General features: G+C 39.9%; 14 protein-coding genes. 11 read left to right on the forward strand and 3 right to left on the reverse strand.

Translation table 11 applies throughout. The annotated features are described in order from the left end of the window. Positions 1 to 238 precede the first annotated feature (238 nt). The 4 genes from IQ264_RS25045 to IQ264_RS25060 all read left to right on the forward strand — a co-directional run bounded on the left by IQ264_RS25045 (position 239) and on the right by IQ264_RS25060 (position 6478). Positions 239 to 3712, forward strand: a complete 3474-nt coding sequence (locus IQ264_RS25045; protein ID WP_193983999.1) for a PAS domain S-box protein — start codon at positions 239 to 241, stop codon at positions 3710 to 3712. A gap of 13 nt (positions 3713 to 3725) precedes the next feature. Further along, the gene (locus IQ264_RS25050; RefSeq protein WP_228061802.1) at positions 3726 to 4103 is read left to right on the forward strand and encodes a response regulator; all 378 of its coding nucleotides are present in this window, start codon (positions 3726 to 3728) and stop codon (positions 4101 to 4103) included. A 370-nt stretch (positions 4104 to 4473) separates the two neighbouring features. Then, entirely contained in the window at positions 4474 to 5001 is a 528-nt protein-coding gene (locus IQ264_RS25055) for a response regulator (RefSeq protein ID WP_228061803.1), read from the forward strand. A gap of 25 nt (positions 5002 to 5026) precedes the next feature. Further along, a complete protein-coding gene (locus tag IQ264_RS25060; RefSeq protein ID WP_193984001.1) occupies positions 5027 to 6478 on the forward strand; it encodes a bifunctional orotidine-5'-phosphate decarboxylase/orotate phosphoribosyltransferase in 1452 nt (483 codons plus the stop codon). A 61-nt stretch (positions 6479 to 6539) separates the two neighbouring features. Here IQ264_RS25060 and IQ264_RS33180 read toward each other — a convergent pair whose 3' ends face one another. Together IQ264_RS33180 and IQ264_RS25080 are read right to left on the reverse strand one after the other, a co-directional pair. Continuing rightward, a complete protein-coding gene (locus tag IQ264_RS33180; RefSeq protein ID WP_228061804.1) occupies positions 6540 to 9323 on the reverse strand; it encodes an adenylate/guanylate cyclase domain-containing protein in 2784 nt (927 codons plus the stop codon). Positions 9324 to 9543: 220 nt separating this feature from the next. Next, positions 9544 to 10275, reverse strand: a complete 732-nt coding sequence (locus IQ264_RS25080; RefSeq protein WP_193984022.1) for a gamma-glutamyl-gamma-aminobutyrate hydrolase family protein — start codon at positions 10273 to 10275, stop codon at positions 9544 to 9546. Between the two features lie 365 nt (positions 10276 to 10640). On the opposite strand from IQ264_RS25080, the gene IQ264_RS25085 reads away from it, so the two are divergent. The 4 genes from IQ264_RS25085 to IQ264_RS25100 all read left to right on the forward strand — a co-directional run bounded on the left by IQ264_RS25085 (position 10641) and on the right by IQ264_RS25100 (position 14600). Beyond that, positions 10641 to 11906: a GTP cyclohydrolase II gene (locus IQ264_RS25085; protein WP_193984024.1), complete on the forward strand. Its 1266-nt coding sequence runs from the start codon at positions 10641 to 10643 to the stop codon at positions 11904 to 11906. 140 nt (positions 11907 to 12046) lie between these two features. Further along, a complete protein-coding gene (locus IQ264_RS25090) occupies positions 12047 to 13267 on the forward strand; it encodes a URC4/urg3 family protein (RefSeq protein WP_193984026.1) in 1221 nt (406 codons plus the stop codon). Between the two features lie 10 nt (positions 13268 to 13277). Then, the gene (gene upp / locus IQ264_RS25095) at positions 13278 to 13910 is read left to right on the forward strand and encodes a uracil phosphoribosyltransferase (protein ID WP_228061805.1); all 633 of its coding nucleotides are present in this window, start codon (positions 13278 to 13280) and stop codon (positions 13908 to 13910) included. Positions 13911 to 14132: 222 nt separating this feature from the next. After that, a complete protein-coding gene (locus IQ264_RS25100) occupies positions 14133 to 14600 on the forward strand; it encodes a protein-tyrosine phosphatase family protein (RefSeq protein WP_193984028.1) in 468 nt (155 codons plus the stop codon). Positions 14601 to 14625: 25 nt separating this feature from the next. Here the strand turns inward: IQ264_RS25100 and pdxA are convergent, their stop codons facing one another. Further along, positions 14626 to 15717: a 4-hydroxythreonine-4-phosphate dehydrogenase PdxA gene (pdxA, locus tag IQ264_RS25105; RefSeq protein ID WP_193984030.1), complete on the reverse strand. Its 1092-nt coding sequence runs from the start codon at positions 15715 to 15717 to the stop codon at positions 14626 to 14628. 103 nt (positions 15718 to 15820) lie between these two features. Here pdxA and IQ264_RS25110 point away from each other — a divergent pair, with 103 nt between their 5' ends. The 3 genes from IQ264_RS25110 to IQ264_RS25120 all read left to right on the forward strand — a co-directional run bounded on the left by IQ264_RS25110 (position 15821) and on the right by IQ264_RS25120 (position 18045). Continuing rightward, the gene (locus IQ264_RS25110; RefSeq protein ID WP_073594361.1) at positions 15821 to 15925 is read left to right on the forward strand and encodes a PetM family cytochrome b6-f complex subunit 7; all 105 of its coding nucleotides are present in this window, start codon (positions 15821 to 15823) and stop codon (positions 15923 to 15925) included. Positions 15926 to 16102: 177 nt separating this feature from the next. Continuing rightward, on the forward strand, positions 16103 to 17077 hold the full coding sequence (locus IQ264_RS25115) for an SDR family oxidoreductase (RefSeq protein ID WP_193984032.1): 975 nt from the start codon (positions 16103 to 16105) through the stop codon (positions 17075 to 17077). A 50-nt stretch (positions 17078 to 17127) separates the two neighbouring features. After that, complete coding sequence (locus IQ264_RS25120; protein WP_193984034.1) at positions 17128 to 18045, forward strand: NAD(+) kinase; 918 nt, start codon at positions 17128 to 17130, stop codon at positions 18043 to 18045. The last annotated feature ends 13 nt before the right edge of the window (positions 18046 to 18058 follow it).

An 18058-nucleotide genomic window follows, 5' to 3' on the forward strand; every position in this document is an offset into this window, starting at 1 on the left:
GCCCTGCCCATCTCCCCACCTCCCCAGTCCCCAGTTCCCCAATCCCTACTCGCCAGCTAGTCGAACTTGGTATGATAAAGATAGCTAAGTGCTGAAAACTACTAGAGCAGCTGGGCAGAAATAATTAAACAGTTGAAAAAAGGTTGAAAAACTGAACAGAAAAACCTTCTTTCCTTCTGCCCTCTGCCTTGGAGCCTTCTTGCACTAGTCGGAAAATTGTAACTCCAGTGAAAGCAGTATGAAATATAGAGCGTATCGCCTGTTATTGCCCTACGTAGTGGCGATCGCCTCTACAGGAATCGCCCTGTTACTGACACTTGGGATAGAACCATTAATGACGCAGACCAGTTGCGCGTTTTTCTACATTGCCGTGATTGTGAGTACTTGGTATGGCGGCATTTATCTAGGTATTGTAACTGTTGTGCTCTCAGTACTCGCAATCCAATACTTCTTATTTCCCCCAATCTACCATAGAATACCTATTTTTGATGACCTGCTACGGTTAAGTACTTTGACTATAGTTGCCCTAATTATTAATCTTCTGAGTGCCAATTTAAAAGAGAGCAAACGCAAAGTTGAACAACTAAGCCGGAAATTGCAACAAGAGAGCGGTGAACGCTTAAAAACAGCCTTGAATGCTGCACAAATGGGGATGTGGGACTGGGATAGAGTAACGGGGAAAATCACCTGGTCGCCAGAATATGAAATATTGCTTGGTTTAACGCCTGGTACTTTTGATGGTAGATATGAAACTTTTGATGTTTGTGTTTATACTGAAGACCGAAAGGGGTTAACTCAGACGATCAAAAAATGTTTAAAAAATCGCATTCCCTATCAACGTGAGTTTCGGGTTGTTTGGGCAGATGGTAGCGTTCACTGGATTGAAGGATGGGGAAAAGCTTTTTATAACGAACAAGGGAAAGTAATAAGAATGTCGGGAACGATTATGGCGATCGATTCCCGGAAACAAACAGAAATTGCCCTACAGGAAAGTCAAAACCAAATTCAGCGGCAACTAACTGAAATCGAAACTATCTACCACTCTGCCCCCATTGGCTTGAATGTTTTGGATACTGAACTTCGCTTTGTGCGAATTAATCAAAGATTGGCAGAAATGAATGGGTTATCTGTTGAAGCACATATCGGTCGGACAATCCGCGAGTTACTACCGGATTTGGCTGATACTACTGAACGATTGTTGCGTCCAATTTTGGAAACGGGAGAACCTTTATTTAATGTGGAAATTACTGGAGAAACTCCAGCGCAACCTGGAGTAAAACGTATTTGGTTAGAAAGTTTTTTGCCTTTAAGAGATGGGGAGCAAATTATTGGGATCAATACTGTTTGTGAAGAAATTACTGAGCGCAAACAAGCAGAACAAGATTTAGCCAGAGCTGCGCTTCGGATTCAAACCCTATTCCATACTTCATTCGATGGTATCGTCACTTTAGATCGGCAAGGAAATGTATTAGATGCCAATCCTCGATTTGCCGAGATGCTGGGCTACACACCAGAAGAAATTGCCCAGATGAATGCTGTTGACTGGGATGCTCAGTTAAATCCCGAAAAACTTCAGCAATTTCTAGATAACAGCATTAAATTAAAAAATGGAGTGATTGAGACTCGCCACCGCCGGAAAGATGGCTCAATTTACGATGTAGAAATCAGTTATAGTGTTATCCAATGGCAAGAAGATATCCTGCGATTCTGTGTTTGTCGAGATATTACGGAACGCACACAAACCCAACTTACTTTACAACAATTGAATGCCGAACTCGAAGCACGAGTAGCTGAACGAACCGCAGAACTAACGTTAGTTAACGACCGCTTACTAAAAGCTTTATTAGAACAGCAAAAAACTCAATTTATGTTATTAGAAAAAGCCAAATTACTAGATTTGGCTCATGATACAATCATGACTCTAGATTTGAATTTAGTAATTACTTTCTGGAACCAAGGGGCGCAACGAATGTATGGTTGGACTGAAGCCGAAGCCTTGGGAAAGAAATCTTATATTCTTTTGAAAACTCAATTTCCCCAACCATTAACAGAGATTAAAGCCCAAGTGTTAGAGCAAGGTTACTGGGAAGGAGAATTAACAAATTGCGATCGGAATAATCAATGCCTAATCGTAGCTAGCCGTTGGATAGTGCAAAAAGACGAGATGGGTAGACCGATAAAAATCCTCAAAATCAATAACAACATTACTGCCCGCAAACAAGCAGAACTAGCCTTACAGAAAAATGCTCAGGAAATTGAAGACCTTTATAATAACGCTCCCTGTGGCTATCACTCTTTAGATAGTGATGGGTTAATAATTCGCATCAATGATACAGAATTGAATTGGTTGGGTTATAGCCGGGAAGAGATTTTGCACAAAAAGAAATTTGTCGATCTGATCGTCCCGGAAAGTAAACACATTTTTGAGCAGAACTTTCACAAATTTAAGCAACAAGGTTGTCTCGATAATTTAGAGTGTGAAATGCTCAACAAAGATGGGACAACTCGCTGGGTGAACGTAAACGCCACTGCGATCCGAGATCGAGACGGGAACTTTTTCATGACTCGTTCTAGCTTATTTGATATTACTGAACGTAAACGCATGGAAGAAGCTTTGCGTCAAAGTGAACAGATGTTTCGTTCTGTGAGTGAGTTTTCTCCGATCGGCATTTTCCTATGCGATGTTACAGGCAAATTTATCTATACCAATACCCGTTATCAGCAGATCGTCGCTGCATCAATGGAAGAAACGTTGGGAGATAGTTGGAAAGAATTTATTCATCCTGACGATCGCGAATGGGCGTTTCAATATTGGTCAGATTTAGTTAGTACAGGTAACGAAGGGGTATTTAACGAACTGCGCTATCAAGATCGTCAAGGAAGAGTTTGTTATACCCAAGTACGAACCGCACCAATTAAGTCAAGGGATGGAAAAACCATTCTGTTTGTCGGAGTCATGGAAGATATTACCGAACAACGTAAAATTGACCAGATGAAAAAAGACTTTATTTCGGTAGTCAGTCATGAACTCAGAACGCCTTTAACTTCAATTCGTGGTTCTCTGGGTTTGGTTGCTGGTGGAGTATATGATAAAAAACCAGAAAAGATGAAGGAGATGATTGCTATTGCTGCTAGACAAAGCGATCGTCTAGTGCGCCTAGTTAACGACATTCTCGATTTGCGCCGCTTAGAATCAGGACAAACAAAATTCAACTTCCGCTGGTGTGCTGCTGCTGACTTCATCAAACAATCAGTTGATGTGATGCGAACTCAAGCCGAACAAAACCAGATTAAGCTGTGTATTGTACCCTCTCTAGTCGAAGTTTGGGCAGACGCGGATGCAATGGTTCAAACACTAACCAATCTCCTGAGTAACGCGATTAAATTCTCCCCGCCAAATTCAACCATTACTATCAGTACTAAAGTTATTCCTGAACATTTATTGACCCAAAAACAACTTCCTTCCTCCGTGCTTTTCTCAGTCAAAGATCGAGGTCGAGGTATTCCACAAGATAAATTAGAAAGCATTTTTGCACAATTTCAACAAGTCGATGCTTCCGACGCTCGTGAAAAAGGCGGTACTGGCTTGGGACTGGCTATTTGTCGTAATATTATCGAACAGCACGGTGGTAAAATTTGGGTAGAAAGTGTCTTAAACGAAGGCAGTACATTTTACTTCACTCTTCCTTGTTGGAATGTGAGAAAAATCTAAAATCTACAATCTGATGAGCAAACGAGTTTTAGTTGTTGACGATGAAGCCGATATTCGAGCAGTTATCCAAGGATGCTTGGAAGAAATTGCTGGATGGGAAGTTATGATAGCAGATTCTGGCGAACAAGGATTGCAAATCGCTGCACAAGAACAACTAGATGGCATTTTGATGGATGTATCAATGCCAGGAATGGGAGGACTTGAAGCATTACAAAAACTTCAGCAAAATCCCCAAACCCGAACTATTCCAGTTGCTTTGTTAACGGCTAAAGTTTTACCAGAAGAACAAAAACTATTTGCCAGTTTAGGCATTGTCGGTCTAATTATGAAGCCGTTCGATCCTATGATATTAGTAGACCTAGTTGCCAGCGTTTTTGGTTGGGAGTCGTGAATTTCTCTAATCTTCATTAGATCTTCATAATTCGTTTTTAAAGTAAAGAAAAACGGATCTACAATTTTATGGCGTAATCAATTTTCCAAATAAACTGGCACTGGATCACATTTTTTAACAAACTCAGATCTTGCAGCAGGACTAAAAACTCGGTTTCTGCGCGATTTCTCGTTGCCAAACTCACGATTTTTATATGCTAGGCACAAGCTACGCAAACAGAGAATCTGGGGTTTATTTGCGTAAGTGTTCAAATAGCTAAAGCTGAAAGCCCAGGTTTTTAGTAAATAATCCCCGTTTTTCAAAGCTTGTTGACAATGGTGCCAGCTCTCTGAAAAACAACAAAACAACTGTTTGATTAAGAGAATTAAAAATGACTACATTGAGATTTGGAGAAACCACGATCGATAAGACAGTAGCAAATTCAACTATTGAGATTACACCCCTACATCGTAATTCCCAGAAAATCGGTGGGATTTGTCCCATGTTTAACAAAGATATGTTGTGTATGTCAACAAAACGAGTTTTAATTATTGATGATGAACCCGATGTTCGGGCGGTTGTCCAAGGATGTTTGGAGGATGTTGCCGGGTGGGATGTTGTCACAGCTGCATCGGGTCAAGAGGGTTTAGTTAAAGTAATAGCAGATAAACCTGATGGTATCGTTTTAGATGTCATGATGCCCGGAATGGATGGGCTTGCCTTCTTAAGAGAGTTGCGCTCTCGACCAGAAGGGCGATCGATCCCAGTAATTCTCCTAAGTGCAAAAGTCAACCTGACCGATCCCCAAGTTATTTTTGAGTTGCGTATTAAAGGAATTATCTCTAAACCCTTTGACCCTTTTATATTAACTGAAGAGATTGCACACTTTTTCGGCTGGGAAATGGAGGAATATATTTAGTAGATGTTATCAGAAAGGCTAACCAATGCAATTTTTTGATAAGTTATTGTATGCGATCGAACGTAACCAAAGTTTACTGTACCTAGCCCTCGATCCAGACTTGGACGAGGTAGTAATTGGGCAAAATAGTCAGGATCATGACCGCTTGTTAGGGCAAGTTTGGGAAAGGTTGGACTATATTATTGAACAAACAGCCGATTTAGTCTGTGCGTACAAGCCGATATTGGGATTTTACCGCGCATTAGGAACTCTAGGATTAGAACTACTTAAGCGCACTTTGGAGAGAATTCCCCCAGAAATTCCCGTAATTTTGGACGCTAAACACAGCGATATCCACACCAGCACAGTCTTTGCCAAAATGGTCTTTGAACAATGGCAAGTAGATGCTGTCACCTTAACTCCTTTAGCAGGACTAGATCACGTTGCACCATTTTTGGTCTATCCAGATAAAGCCGTGTTTATCCAATGCGCTCATCCTAACGCCAGTGCACAAGCATTGCAAGAGTTCCCCGATTCGAGTCGTCCTTTTTATTTACATTTGGTACAGGAAGCGAAAAGCTGGGGAACACCTGAACAATTGGGATTAAAAGTGGGTGTAGCGAAGTTGGATATTTTGACTAATATTCGTCAAGCTGCGCCAGAACGATTAATTTTATTGCAAGAAGGTGTTACCGAAATTTTTGATTTGTCGAGTATTTTAGCAGCTGGTTTAGATACCCAAGGAGAGGGTTTACTAATTCCAATATCTCCAGAAATTACCGAGGGAACTAAGGAAAATATTCGTAAATCAGTGGAAGAATTGCGAGATTTAGTAAATCAGGAACGCCTACGCATTGTGCAAACCAGTCCCTCTTGTAATCTTTGGCTTTCTGATGTGCTACCTTCTCCTTCTCATCCCCATCAAGATTTAATTTTGCAACTTTATGACATTGGTTGCATCATTTTTGGCGATCATGTACAAGCTTCTGGCGCGGTTTTTCCTTATTACATTGATTTGCGAATCATCATTTCTAAACCGCAAATTTTCCATCAAATTTTAAGCGCCTATTCAGAAATTTTGGAAACTTTGGAGTTTGACAGAATAGCGGGAATCCCTTATGGTTCTTTACCCACAGCAACCGGGTTATCTCTGCGCTTACATCGTCCGATGATTTATCCGCGAAAAGAGGTGAAAGCACACGGAACTCAAAGAGTAATTGAAGGGTATTATCAACCAGGGGAAAAAGTTGTGGTGGTGGATGATATTTTGATTTCTGGTAAAAGCGTGATGCAAGGTGCTGAAAAGTTGCAAGTTTCTGGTTTAAAAGTGGAAGATATTGTGGTGTTTATCGACCATGAAAAAGGCGTAAAGGATAGATTAAGGGAAAATGGTTATCGTGGTCATGCAGTTTTAACTATTTCCGAAATAGCCGAAACTCTGCATCAAGCTGGTAGGATTGACGAATCGCAGTTTCAAATTTTACTTCAGACTCATTAATTAAAAGGTGAAAAGTGAAAGGGGAAAGGGGAATTTTTGAAGCTAATTTTTACCCTTTACCCTACTCCTTTTTACCTATGAGAAAGTAAGTTGTCATTATGCCTTTTCCTTTAACATGAATTTGATCGCGTTTTTCAAACAAATATTTATGTTTTAGCAGTTGATATGTAGCTTCTGTCACTTGAATATAACCAGGTATTCCGTGAGATTCCATGCGGCTAGCAACATTAACTGCATCACCCCATAAATCATAAATAAATTTTTTCTTGCCAATGACTCCAGCTACAACAACTCCTGTGTTGATACCAATGCGAATTTGCAGTTCTTCGTCGATACTTAACCGAAATTGCTGCATAATATTTAGCATGGTTAGGGCTAAATCTGCGATCGCTTCTGCGTGGTCTTTTCGCGGAATTGGTAATCCTCCTGCTACCATATATGCGTCACCTATTGTCTTAATTTTTTCTAAGCCTAATTCTTCTACTAGTTGGTCAAAGGTGGAAAAGATTTCATTGAGTAAGTTAACTAATTCAATAGGTTGTAGTTTGGTAGAAAGTGATGTGAAGCCAACCAGATCGGCAAACATAATTGTTACTTCATTAAAACTTTCAGCAATGACGCTGCTATCTTCTTTGAGTCTAGTGGCTATGGGTTCTGGTAAAATATTGAGTAATAATAGTTCCGATCGCTCTTTTTCTAACCGTAATTCGGCTTCGGCTTTTTTGCGTTCGCGTAGCGCAGCTTGCTGTTCGCTTATATCCCTGGCTACCCAAATTACTGAATCTTCAGATTTTGGTGCAATGCTGGCGGAGAACCAATATTCCGTTTCATCAACCAGCAAATTATACTCAAAATTAACGGTTTGTTTTGTCTCTAGTGCTTGGTGAATTTGACTTAAGAAAGTCTCGGCTTTTTCACCAACTAAAAATTCTTCTATAGTTGGACTGATAATATCAATGTTAGATCCATAAAAACGTTGGGGATTTGTGGGTGCAACATCGATATTTTTGGCTTGAGAGTCAATGACTAATATGACATCAGTCATTGATTCTAAAAGAGTATTTAATTGAGCATAAGAGTCGCGTAGCTTGTCTTCTAAAATTTTGCGATCGCTAATATCCCTAGCTACCCAAATCACTTGTTCACCTGACAAAGGCGAAATATTAGCAGAAAACCAAATCTGTTGATTATCGATCGCTAAACTGTACTCAAAATTAATAGTTTTTTGCGTCGCCAAAGCAGTTTGTACATGGTTAAAACAAATGTCAGCTTGTGCTGTTGGTAAAATTTCGTGTAAGGTTTTTCCTACTTGTTCAGATAAAGGTTTTAGCAAAAGCGACGGGTTTGTGGAAACAACTTTGAGCATATATCCTTGATAGTCAACTATCAATATTACATCAGTCATTGCATCAAATAATGCTCTCAGTTCAGCTTCCGTAGCTGCTAGGGTAGCTGTTCTTTCTTTTACTCTAATTTCTAACTCTTCATTCAACTTTTGTACTGCACATTCAGCTTTTTTGCGTTCTGTAATATCGGTTCCAATAGCAATAATTCCAATAAAATTACCCCGAACATCTAATAACATTTTACTTGACCAAGATACCCAAACTTTTTCCCCATTTTTACGGATATTTTCCTGCTCGTTTTGCAAATATAAATCTGGATTTTGGGCGATATCAATGAGCATCGCTCCAATATATTTTTCCGCTTTATCGTTTTGGCTAATAATAGTACCAACAGGACTTTTTCCCAGAATTTCTGCTTCCGAGAAACCGAAGAATTTTTGGGCAAACTCATTAAAAAAAGTGATTTTTGCGTTAGTATCTAGTTTGACGATAATACTATTTCCTGTTTCTACCAATTCTCGATATTTAATCTCACTTTGTCGCAGTAATTTTTCAGATGAAGCTTGTTCGGTTACGGTAGCAGCTAATAACAAAGAAGTCATGGTAATTACTCCCAAAAAAGCTTGTAAAAATAGCATAGCCTGATTAATATTTTCGCCTTTAGCTATAAAAGGGCCTCCTCCATTAATCACTCCCCAAATTGCAATGCAAGAGATCAGAAAGGAAGCAAAAACAGCACCAGGCTGTCCCCATTGAATGGCTGCCCAAATAATCAGAGGGAAAGGTAAATATTCTAGGGGATAACGGGAAATTGCTGCTTCAGTTTTAGCTGTAAAGACAATGCAACTTACTGTGATTAATAAAATTAGTAAAACTATCGATATTGACCACTTTTTATTAAGGTTTTTTATGTTTATTTGATGGTACTTAATTTTTGATTTTGGCTGAAATAAAACTAATAATAATGGGGTAAATATTAAAATTCCCATTGCATCTCCCAGGAACCAATTCCAGCGTACTTCCCAATATTGACTCCAGTCCACTAGCCCGACTAAACACATTCGGAATGGCCCTAAAAAGGAATTAATTTGGGTTGAAATAATCGCTCCAAATACGATAAAAATAATTACATCTCTGAGACGATTCAGGGATAAATTAAAGTCTAAACGACGCAGTAAAACAACTGCAAATACTGCTTGTAAAGTAGAACCAAAAGCTGCTAATAATACTAGGGTTAATAAGGGTTTGATCCCTACAATCTCGAAGAAAAATGCCCCTAAAGCTACTCCAGGCCAATAACGTAATCCTAATAATAATAGTGCAGCTTGGGCAATCCCTGCGGGAGGCCATACCGAAGAACCTAAGAGTGCCACGCCTGGAAGAGAAACTGCTAACTTTCCTCCGACAAAGTAAGCGATCGCAACTAAAGTAACTTTGGCTAAATATTGCTTTATTCTAGTTTTAGGGAATCCCAGCCATCCACTTTGATCTGAGTTCATATTAATTGGAATTTAACAGTTTGTCTCAGGATGATTGAACTATCGGCTACAAAGTCAATACTGAGATCGGTAATTCAAGTAAGGAATAAGACATCTTATCCAGGAAATCCATCTATAAAGGGAAAGATTTACCAGCTATTTTAAGATGAAAATGTATATTTGTCGCTAATATGATTACAATTAGCGAAAATGAGACAAAGATGCACAATAGTTATAATAATTAACTAGCTTTTTGCGAAAGCATCATTTGGCGTTGCTGTGCTGTATGAATAAAAGTGCGAAAAATTCGCTGTTGACGGGCATCATTTAAAGATATTTCAGGATGCCATTGAATAGCAAAAGCCCAAGGATGCTCCTGATGTTCTAGTGCTTCAATAACTCCATCCGCTGCTTTTGCTGCTAATCGCCAACCTTTGGGGATATTACTGGCTGCTTGATGATGCCATGAAACAACTTTTGTTTCTTCGGTGCCAATAATGTTAGCAAGATGAGTTCCGGGAATTATTTGTACGCTATGTTCAGCAGGGCAACTTTGGGCTTGGCGATGGATGATTTTTTCTCCGAATTCATCAGGTAAATGTGGTACTAATTTACCGCCACTAGCAACTACTAATATTTCTAATCCGCGACAAATTCCTAAAATAGGAATATCTGTTTCTAGGGCTAATTTAGCTAGGGATAATTCAAAACGATCGCGTTCCCGATTCACATGATAAATCTCTGGATGATCTACGCCATTGTATGTAGCAGGATCGAGATCGCCTCCTCCAGAAAAAATAATACCATCTACCCATTCTAATATACTATTTAAGTTAGGTTCGCCTGGTGGTATTAACATTGGCAAACCACCTGCTAAACGAATCGCTGTTATATATTCGTGCCGCAGACAGTAGTCATTTGTTTTACTTTGAATAGATGTGGTAACGCCAATTAAAGGTGGATGAAATTTCATGTATGTTTCTTCAGTGAGTTACTAAGTTTTGCCTTTTATGATAGTATTCCCAAATTTTAGGATATTCTATCACTTCGACTTTATTTATAAAGTTTATATTCTAAGTTAGTCAATGATGAGTTTTTTGTATCTGGAGATACGACCCTATAAATTAAATAACAAAGGTATTTTGCTAGTACAAAAAGACAGCAGGAAACAAGGTTAACACAAAGCTGTTTCTACTTGTTTTTAACTGTATAGTTATTCTGCCAAGCTGCACTAGTTGTTGAGATTAAAATTTAATTTAACAAAATTATGCTGTTTAGAACACACGAATTTTCAGTTTGATTTGCTATGATATTAGTTTATAATGCAGAGTCAACTTTATGGAAAAGCCCAAAACAACATCTAAATACAAACATATTGTTCTCACATCTCATCCTGGTAGAACGAGTCAAAAACCAGTGTCAATTCATTGGGGAGAAATTGAGGCAACAAAACGTGGGCCAATTATTGGAACTTTAACAAATCCTGCCCAAAAAAATGTGATTGGCACTCATTCAGGTTCTTATTCAGTTTATCGCGCTTTGGCGATCGCTTCCGGCACACTGCAAGCAAATCATCGTCCAGATTTAACTAATACTTCTCCAGTAGTTCATATTGGCCCTTATCCTAGTTGGTCCGATCCAGATAAAATAGTTTCGCTCGATCCTTTTGGTGCAGTAGTCGGCGAAGTTTTCCAAGAATACTATCAAAAAGAATACGACATTCGCCCCACTATTGCAATTACTAAAGCTCATATTAATATGCCAGAATTGCAAGAAGTGGTTAATCAGGGAATTTTGCAGGTAGATGGCAAAATCTTAAAAGATAACGGAAATTTAGTAGTGACAAAAATTGCGGTCGATCCAGTTTGGTATTTACCAGGAATTGCCAAAAGATTAAATGTTCAAGAAAGCTACCTGCGACAAGTGCTTTTTCAGCAAACTGGTGGGATGTTTCCTGAATTAGTAACTCGCCCAGATTTGCACGTTTTCTTACCTCCAATTGGCGGCAATACGGTTTATATAATTGGCGATGTGGAAGCAATTACCGATCCTGAGAAATTATTAGCAGTTCGCGTACATGATGAATGCAATGGCTCGGATGTTTTTGGCTCGGATATTTGCACTTGTCGCCCTTATTTGGTACATGGAATTGAGGTGTGTATTCAAACAGCACAAGCTGGTGGTGTGGGAGTAATTGTTTATTTAAGAAAAGAAGGCAGAGCATTAGGAGAAGTCACTAAGTTTTTAGTTTATAATGCGAGAAAACGTCAAGAAGGTGGCGATCGCGCCGATGCCTATTTCACCCGCACTGAATGTGTCGCAGGTGTGCAAGATATGCGCTTCCAAGAATTAATGCCAGATGTGTTGCATTGGTTGGGAATTACGCGGATCGATCGCTTGGTTTCTATGAGCGATATGAAGTACAATGCTATTGTAAATTCGGGAATTCAAGTAATCGAAAGAATCGCTATTCCCGATCATAGAATTCCTGAAGATGCACAGGTGGAAATAGCAGCAAAACAAGCTGCTGGTTACTATACTCCTAAAGAAGTTCCTGATGCGATCGCACTTTCTCAAATCAAAGGCAGAAGTTTATCAGAATAGGTAATGGGTAGTAGATTTTGGGATATAATCTCTTTGCTACTACCTATTTTTTTACTACAGATATTGGCGTTAAATTTTGGTGGTGCGAATAATACTTTTTTTAAACGCAGATGAATGCAGATGAACGCAGATGAACGCAGATGAAGAAGTTGATTGATTATTTACAAAGTCCAGCGGCAATTCGAGAAAGGTGCGATCGTCTTTTTAATTTAGCATTAGATGATAAGTTGTGCTATTTTCGGGTTGATTTAAGCAAGTTGGAAAGATGCGCTGATTATGTTATTCAAGTAATGCGCGATGATTATCCTAATTTAGATATTCCTTTTCATAGTCGTTGGCGGCATTTTGAGGTAGGGAATGTTTCCCGCATCGCTGAATTAGATGCAGCTTTGGCAGAATTTTCACCTTTGGAAAAGGCGAAAGTTAAGTTTGATTTGGCAATTATTAGCGTTTTATTAGATGCTGGCGCTGGCGCAAATTGGCAGTATTTGGAACAGGAAACGGGACAAGTATTTCGTCGTTCCGAAGGGTTAGCAGTAGCAAGTTTTCGGATGTTTTTGCAAGGTGCTTTTTCGAGTAACTCAGGCTTACTTTGGCAAGCCGATGCTAAAGGATTACAAAGTTTAGATTTAACAGCATTACAACAAGGATTTCAAGTAAGGGAAAATAATATTTTAGTTGGGTCAGAAGGAAGATTAAAATTACTGCAAAGTTTGGGAAAAGTTTTAAATGAAAAACCCGAAATATTTGGTCAGGAAAATCCCCGACCAGGAAATATGGTAGACTACTTATTAAATCAGGGAAATCATCAATTAAGTGCTAGTCAAGTATTAAATGCAGTGTTAACAGGATTGGGAGAAATTTGGCCGGGAAGATTAACACTTGATGGCATTAATTTAGGCGATGTTTGGATTCATTCTGCTTTGGAAGGAACTCAGGAAAGCGATCGCTTTATCCCCTTTCACAAACTCTCTCAATGGTTAACTTATTCCTTATTAGAACCCTTGCAAGAATTAAGTGTAGAAATTACTGAATTAAATCAATTAACAGGTTTACCTGAATATCGCAACGGCGGTTTATTTTTAGATATTGGTTTATTACAATTGAAAAATCCCGCAAATTTCCAAAAAACTCATTCCGTCGGGTCTGAATTAATTGTAGAATGGAGAGCGTTAACTGTTATTCTGCTCGATCGCATTGCTGCCACAATTAGAAAAAAGTTAAACATGACTGCCATAGAATTACCATTAGTCAAAGTTTTGCAAGGCGGAACTTGGACTGCTGGCAGAAAAATTGCTTTAGAATTAAGAACAGGTGGCATTCCCCCAATAAAAATTGACAGCGACGGAACCGTATTTTAAAAGGTGAATAATGCAACAAGTTACTATAATTGACCATCCATTAATTCAACATAAACTAACATTAATGCGGCAAATAGACACCAGTACCGCAAAATTTCGCAACCTTTTAAGAGAAGTCAGCATATTATTAGCTTATGAAGTAACCAGAGATTTAACAATAAAATATGTAGAAATTAAAACGCCACTTTCCCCCATGTCTGCGCCCATGTTAGCCCCAGAAAAAAAGATGGTAATTGTCTCCATTATGCGGGCAGGACAGGGAATTTTAGATGGAATTTTAGAATTAATTCCCTCAGCTAGAGTCGGACATATTGGACTATATAGAGATCCTACAACATTAATGGCAGTGGAATATTACTTTAAAATGCCCCACGATATTGAACAACGAGATGTATTAATCGTAGATCCGATGTTGGCAACTGGAAATTCTGCTGTTGCAGCAGTAGATAGATTAAAAGAACTCAACCCTTTATCAATGAAATTTTTGTGTTTATTAGCTGCACCAGAAGGAATCGCCCATTTTCACGAACAACATCCCGACGTACCAATTTACACAGCAGCAGTTGATGAATATTTAGACGAACATGGTTATATTATTCCCGGTTTAGGGGACGCAGGCGATCGGCTTTACGGTACAAAATAAAAAGCAGGGGAACACAGGAAAAACCAAGCATAATTCTTTTTATATCAAAATTTTGGTGATTCATCTAATCCTGAGTTTTCTGTTTTTGGCAAATAAAATACTACCCCAAGAGGGTACTTTCAAAAGCTAAAGTAAGCAACTAAAAAGTAAGTAGCACTCTTCTCAGAGTTCTTTACTAGCCAATAGCAGAATTACCAAATTTTCTTTAGGAAAAAAAGGATTATGGAACTTTTTCCCATAGATCAAAACGGTCAGTTATTCATTTCACCAGATATAGACGATTGGCAGCCTATTATTGACAATAGTATCGATGTCATCTTCGATCTTGATGGTGATTCGGATGCAGGTGTTCCATATCTGCCTAATCAGATTTTTTATGTTTATTTCTCATTTGAAGATCGAGATTTACCTAATTTAGAAAAGCTGCACTCGTTAGCTAGACTCGGCGCGAGTTTAATAAAAAGTGGGCATCGAGTACTAGCTCATTGCGGAATGGGACATAATCGATCGGCTTTGGTAGCTGGGTTAATTCTGATGTATCTTGGCATGAGTGGTATTGATGCGGTAACTCTGTTGCGCCAAAAGAGGCAGGGCGCTCTCTATAACAAAGTTTTTGCTTCCTATCTACAAAACCTATCTCTAGTTAGCGAAACTTATTGGGAATCAAATACTTCCCCAATAGCTGCTTAAACTCCCCTGCGCCCCTGCCCCCTGCTCAACTTCGCTGCTTCACTAACTCCACTGCTAACTGTAAAGCAGCTTTCATACTTGCCGGATTAGCAATTCCTTTTCCAGCAATATCAAAAGCTGTACCATGATCGGGAGAAGTGCGGACAAAAGGTAAACCAATAGTAGTATTAATTGCTCGATCGAATGCCATCAATTTAACTGGAATTAAACCTTGATCGTGATAAAGAGCAAGATATCCATCATAAGTAGAAATAGATGCACTACTACGATTACCAAACCAAGCTTGACCAGGTTTTACCCACATTGTATCGGGAGGAATCGGGCCATCTAAAACTATATCCGATCGCCTTTTCCTCTCCCACTCCAACCAAGGCCCGATCCAATACTTCTCCTCAACACCTAATTGTCCTTGTTCCCCGCTATGCGGATTCAAACCTGCGATCGCAATTTTCGGTTCAGCAATGCCAAAATCTTTCTGCAAACATCCAACCAGTAAATCTAATTTCCGGCTCATCAGTTCTGGTGTCAGCAGTTCAGGGACTTGACTTAAAGGTATATGTGTGGTAGCAAGTAAAGTGCGGAGAGTCCAGCCAGTGTGAGGCGATCGCGCCACAAACAACATCCCAAACCGTTCCGCATCAGCCCGTTCCGCCAACAATTCCGTTTGACCTGGATAATCATGTCCCGCTGCTTGCCAAGCAGACTTAGCGATCGGTCCTGTAACAATACCTTGAAACTCACCCGCTAAAGTTTTGGCGATCGCAGTCTCCAAAAACGCAAAACTGACTGCCCCACTAGCAGCATTACCACAACCAAAAGTAATTTCACCATCTACATTAGGAATTTCCACATCTAATATTGACAGAGAATCTGGATCGACCAGACTTTCCCCAGGTAACATTTGCTGTAGCTGAAAGTAGGTTTTTTGCAAAAGCGATCGACTCCCCACCACAGTCACCCGACAATTATCCGTCACCCAAGGATCTGCCAGCGCCTTGAGAATCACCTCTGGCCCGATACCCGCTGGATCTCCCAACGTCACCGCCAAACAAGGACGCTCATCCTCATTTCTGAGTATCGAACCACTTTCTGTAAAGAAACTTTGTTCTATTTTCATTTTTCTCTTCCACCCCAACTCTTTTAGGGAGAGATACCCTTTGCTGTTTTATACTAACTTTGCAGGTTTGAAATCATCACAAAGGCAAAGGAGCACTTAACTAATGAGCGGTGAAATCTTTAATGCAGCATTCTTGGCTATTGTCCTGGTGCTTGTAGGCTTATCAATGGGCTTTGCATTACTGAAAATTCAAGGCAAAGAAGAATAATAAAGGCAGAAGGCAGAAGGTAGGGAGGTAGGGGGAGTTTTAGATATAGTTAAAAAATTTCCCCCCATCTCCCCATCTCCCCATCTCCCCATTTCCCCATCTCCCCAAAGCAAGCATTAATGAGCAAATTCTGATAACATCTTATAGAAAGTTTAAGATTCTTTACTAAAATTCTGAATGAGCTTATTAATCGTCGGTGCTACAGGCACCTTGGGAAGGCAGATAGCCCGTCGCGCCCTAGATGAGGGACACCAAGTTCGCTGTTTAGTCAGAAGTTCTAAAAGAGCAGCTTTTTTAAAAGAATGGGGCGCACAATTAGTTCCTGGTGACTTGTGTGACCCAGCAAGCTTACCCGCAGCCTTAGAAGGTGTCACAGCAATTATTGATGCTGCCACCGCTCGTCCCACAGACTCCCTGAGCATTAAACAGGTAGACTGGCAAGGCAAAGTAGCATTAATTCAAGCGGCAAAAGCTGCTGGAGTGGAACGTTTTATCTTCTTTTCCATCTTAGATGCCGAGAAATATCCCCTAGTACCGCTGATGGAAATTAAACGCTGTACGGAACTATTTTTGGCAGAATCAGGTTTAAATTACACCATTCTCCGCCCCTGTGGTTTCATGCAAGGTTTAATTGGTCAGTATGCAGTTCCCATCTTGGACAAACAAGCAGTTTGGGTAACTCAGCAAAGTGCCCCCGTCGCCTACATGGATACCCAAGACGTAGCTAAATTTGCCGTTCGTGCTTTGTCTGTTCCCGAAACTGAAAAAGGTACTTTTCCCGTTGTGGGAACAAGAGCTTGGACAGCTGAGGAAATTATTCGCTTGTGCGAACGCTTATCTGGACAAGAAGCTAAAGTTACTCGCCTACCGATGAACATAATGCGTACAGCACGTCATGTGGCTCGGTTTTTCCAATGGGGCTGGAATTTAGCCGATCGATTAGCATTTGCCGAAGTTTTAGCGACAGATAAACCATTAAATGCTTCAATGGAAACAGTTTATCCTGTTTTTGGCTTGAATCCTGAAGAAACTACTACTTTAGAAGCTTACTTACAAGATTACTTTAGTCGGATTTTGAAGAAGCTTAAAGAGTTAGATTATCAAGCGAGTCAAACGAAAAATAAAAAGAAAAAAACTTCCTTAAGATTTTAGTCCCCTACTAAAATCGTTTATCATATTGACCAAAAATCGGACTTTTTCGCGTGCCCAAAGCTGGGATTATTTATAACGACGTTAAACCTGTAGCTTGTCGTGTTGCTGGCGAATTAAAAGACCAGCTAAAAGCTGCTGGATGGGATGTTGTCATGACGACAGGTGAAGGAGGCATTCTTGGCTATGCTAGTCCCGAAAGCCCCGTTTGCCACACACCGATCGACCTATTCAAACCTCCAGGATTCGACAAAGAAATCTCTTTTGCCTTAGTCTTGGGAGGAGATGGCACAGTCCTATCAGCGGCTCGTCAAGTGGCATCCCTTGGTATTCCCTTGTTGACTGTCAATACTGGTCACATGGGATTTTTGACCGAAGCATACCTGAATCAATTGCCTCTAGCAATGGAAAAGGTAATGGCGGGAGAATTTGAAGTTGAACAGAGAAGTATGATTGCAGTGCGAGTGTTTCGGGACAATGCACTGTTATGGGAAGCACTTTGTTTAAATGAAATGGTGATTCATCGGGAACCTCTCACCAGTATGTGCCACTTTGAAATTAAAGTGGGTAAACACGCATTGGTTGACGTTGCCGCAGATGGGGTGATTATTTCTACTCCTACTGGTTCTACAGCTTATGCTTTAAGTGCTGGTGGGCCAGTAATTACGCCTGATGTGGAGGTATTACAATTAGTACCTATTTGCCCGCATTCGATGGCTTCTCGTGCTTTGGTGTTTGCTAATACTGAGCCTGTGACGATTTTTCCAGTAAATTTGGAACGATTGGTAATGGTAGTAGATGGGAATGCTGGGTGTTATGTTTTACCAACCGATCGTGTTTTAGTGGAAAAGTCTCCCTACAGTGCCCGGTTTATTCGTTTACAATCACCAGAATTTTTCCGAGTTTTACGCGAAAAATTAGGTTGGGGTTTGCCTCATGTTGCTAAACCTACTTCTGTGGAGTTGCCTTGATTGAGTTAGAGAT

This window comes from [Phormidium] sp. LEGE 05292, from assembly GCF_015207735.1.
Lineage (GTDB): Bacteria > Cyanobacteriota > Cyanobacteriia > Cyanobacteriales > Aerosakkonemataceae > Floridanema.

What these genes read in the sequence shown, in the direction of transcription:
- IQ264_RS25115 (WP_193984032.1), top strand. Translation starts at nt 16,103, where the DNA reads ATGAGCTTATTAATCGTCGGTGCTACAGGCACCTTGGGAAGGCAGATA.
- IQ264_RS25100 (WP_193984028.1), top strand. Translation starts at nt 14,133, where the DNA reads ATGGAACTTTTTCCCATAGATCAAAACGGTCAGTTATTCATTTCACCA.
- IQ264_RS33180 (WP_228061804.1), bottom strand. Translation starts at nt 9,323, where the DNA reads ATGAACTCAGATCAAAGTGGATGGCTGGGATTCCCTAAAACTAGAATA.
- IQ264_RS25055 (WP_228061803.1), top strand. Translation starts at nt 4,474, where the DNA reads ATGACTACATTGAGATTTGGAGAAACCACGATCGATAAGACAGTAGCA.
- IQ264_RS25060 (WP_193984001.1), top strand. Translation starts at nt 5,027, where the DNA reads ATGCAATTTTTTGATAAGTTATTGTATGCGATCGAACGTAACCAAAGT.
- IQ264_RS25045 (WP_193983999.1), top strand. Translation starts at nt 239, where the DNA reads ATGAAATATAGAGCGTATCGCCTGTTATTGCCCTACGTAGTGGCGATC.
- IQ264_RS25085 (WP_193984024.1), top strand. Translation starts at nt 10,641, where the DNA reads ATGGAAAAGCCCAAAACAACATCTAAATACAAACATATTGTTCTCACA.
- pdxA (WP_193984030.1), bottom strand. Translation starts at nt 15,717, where the DNA reads ATGAAAATAGAACAAAGTTTCTTTACAGAAAGTGGTTCGATACTCAGA.
- IQ264_RS25050 (WP_228061802.1), top strand. Translation starts at nt 3,726, where the DNA reads ATGAGCAAACGAGTTTTAGTTGTTGACGATGAAGCCGATATTCGAGCA.
- upp (WP_228061805.1), top strand. Translation starts at nt 13,278, where the DNA reads ATGCAACAAGTTACTATAATTGACCATCCATTAATTCAACATAAACTA.
- IQ264_RS25090 (WP_193984026.1), top strand. Translation starts at nt 12,047, where the DNA reads ATGAAGAAGTTGATTGATTATTTACAAAGTCCAGCGGCAATTCGAGAA.
- IQ264_RS25080 (WP_193984022.1), bottom strand. Translation starts at nt 10,275, where the DNA reads ATGAAATTTCATCCACCTTTAATTGGCGTTACCACATCTATTCAAAGT.
- IQ264_RS25110 (WP_073594361.1), top strand. Translation starts at nt 15,821, where the DNA reads ATGAGCGGTGAAATCTTTAATGCAGCATTCTTGGCTATTGTCCTGGTG.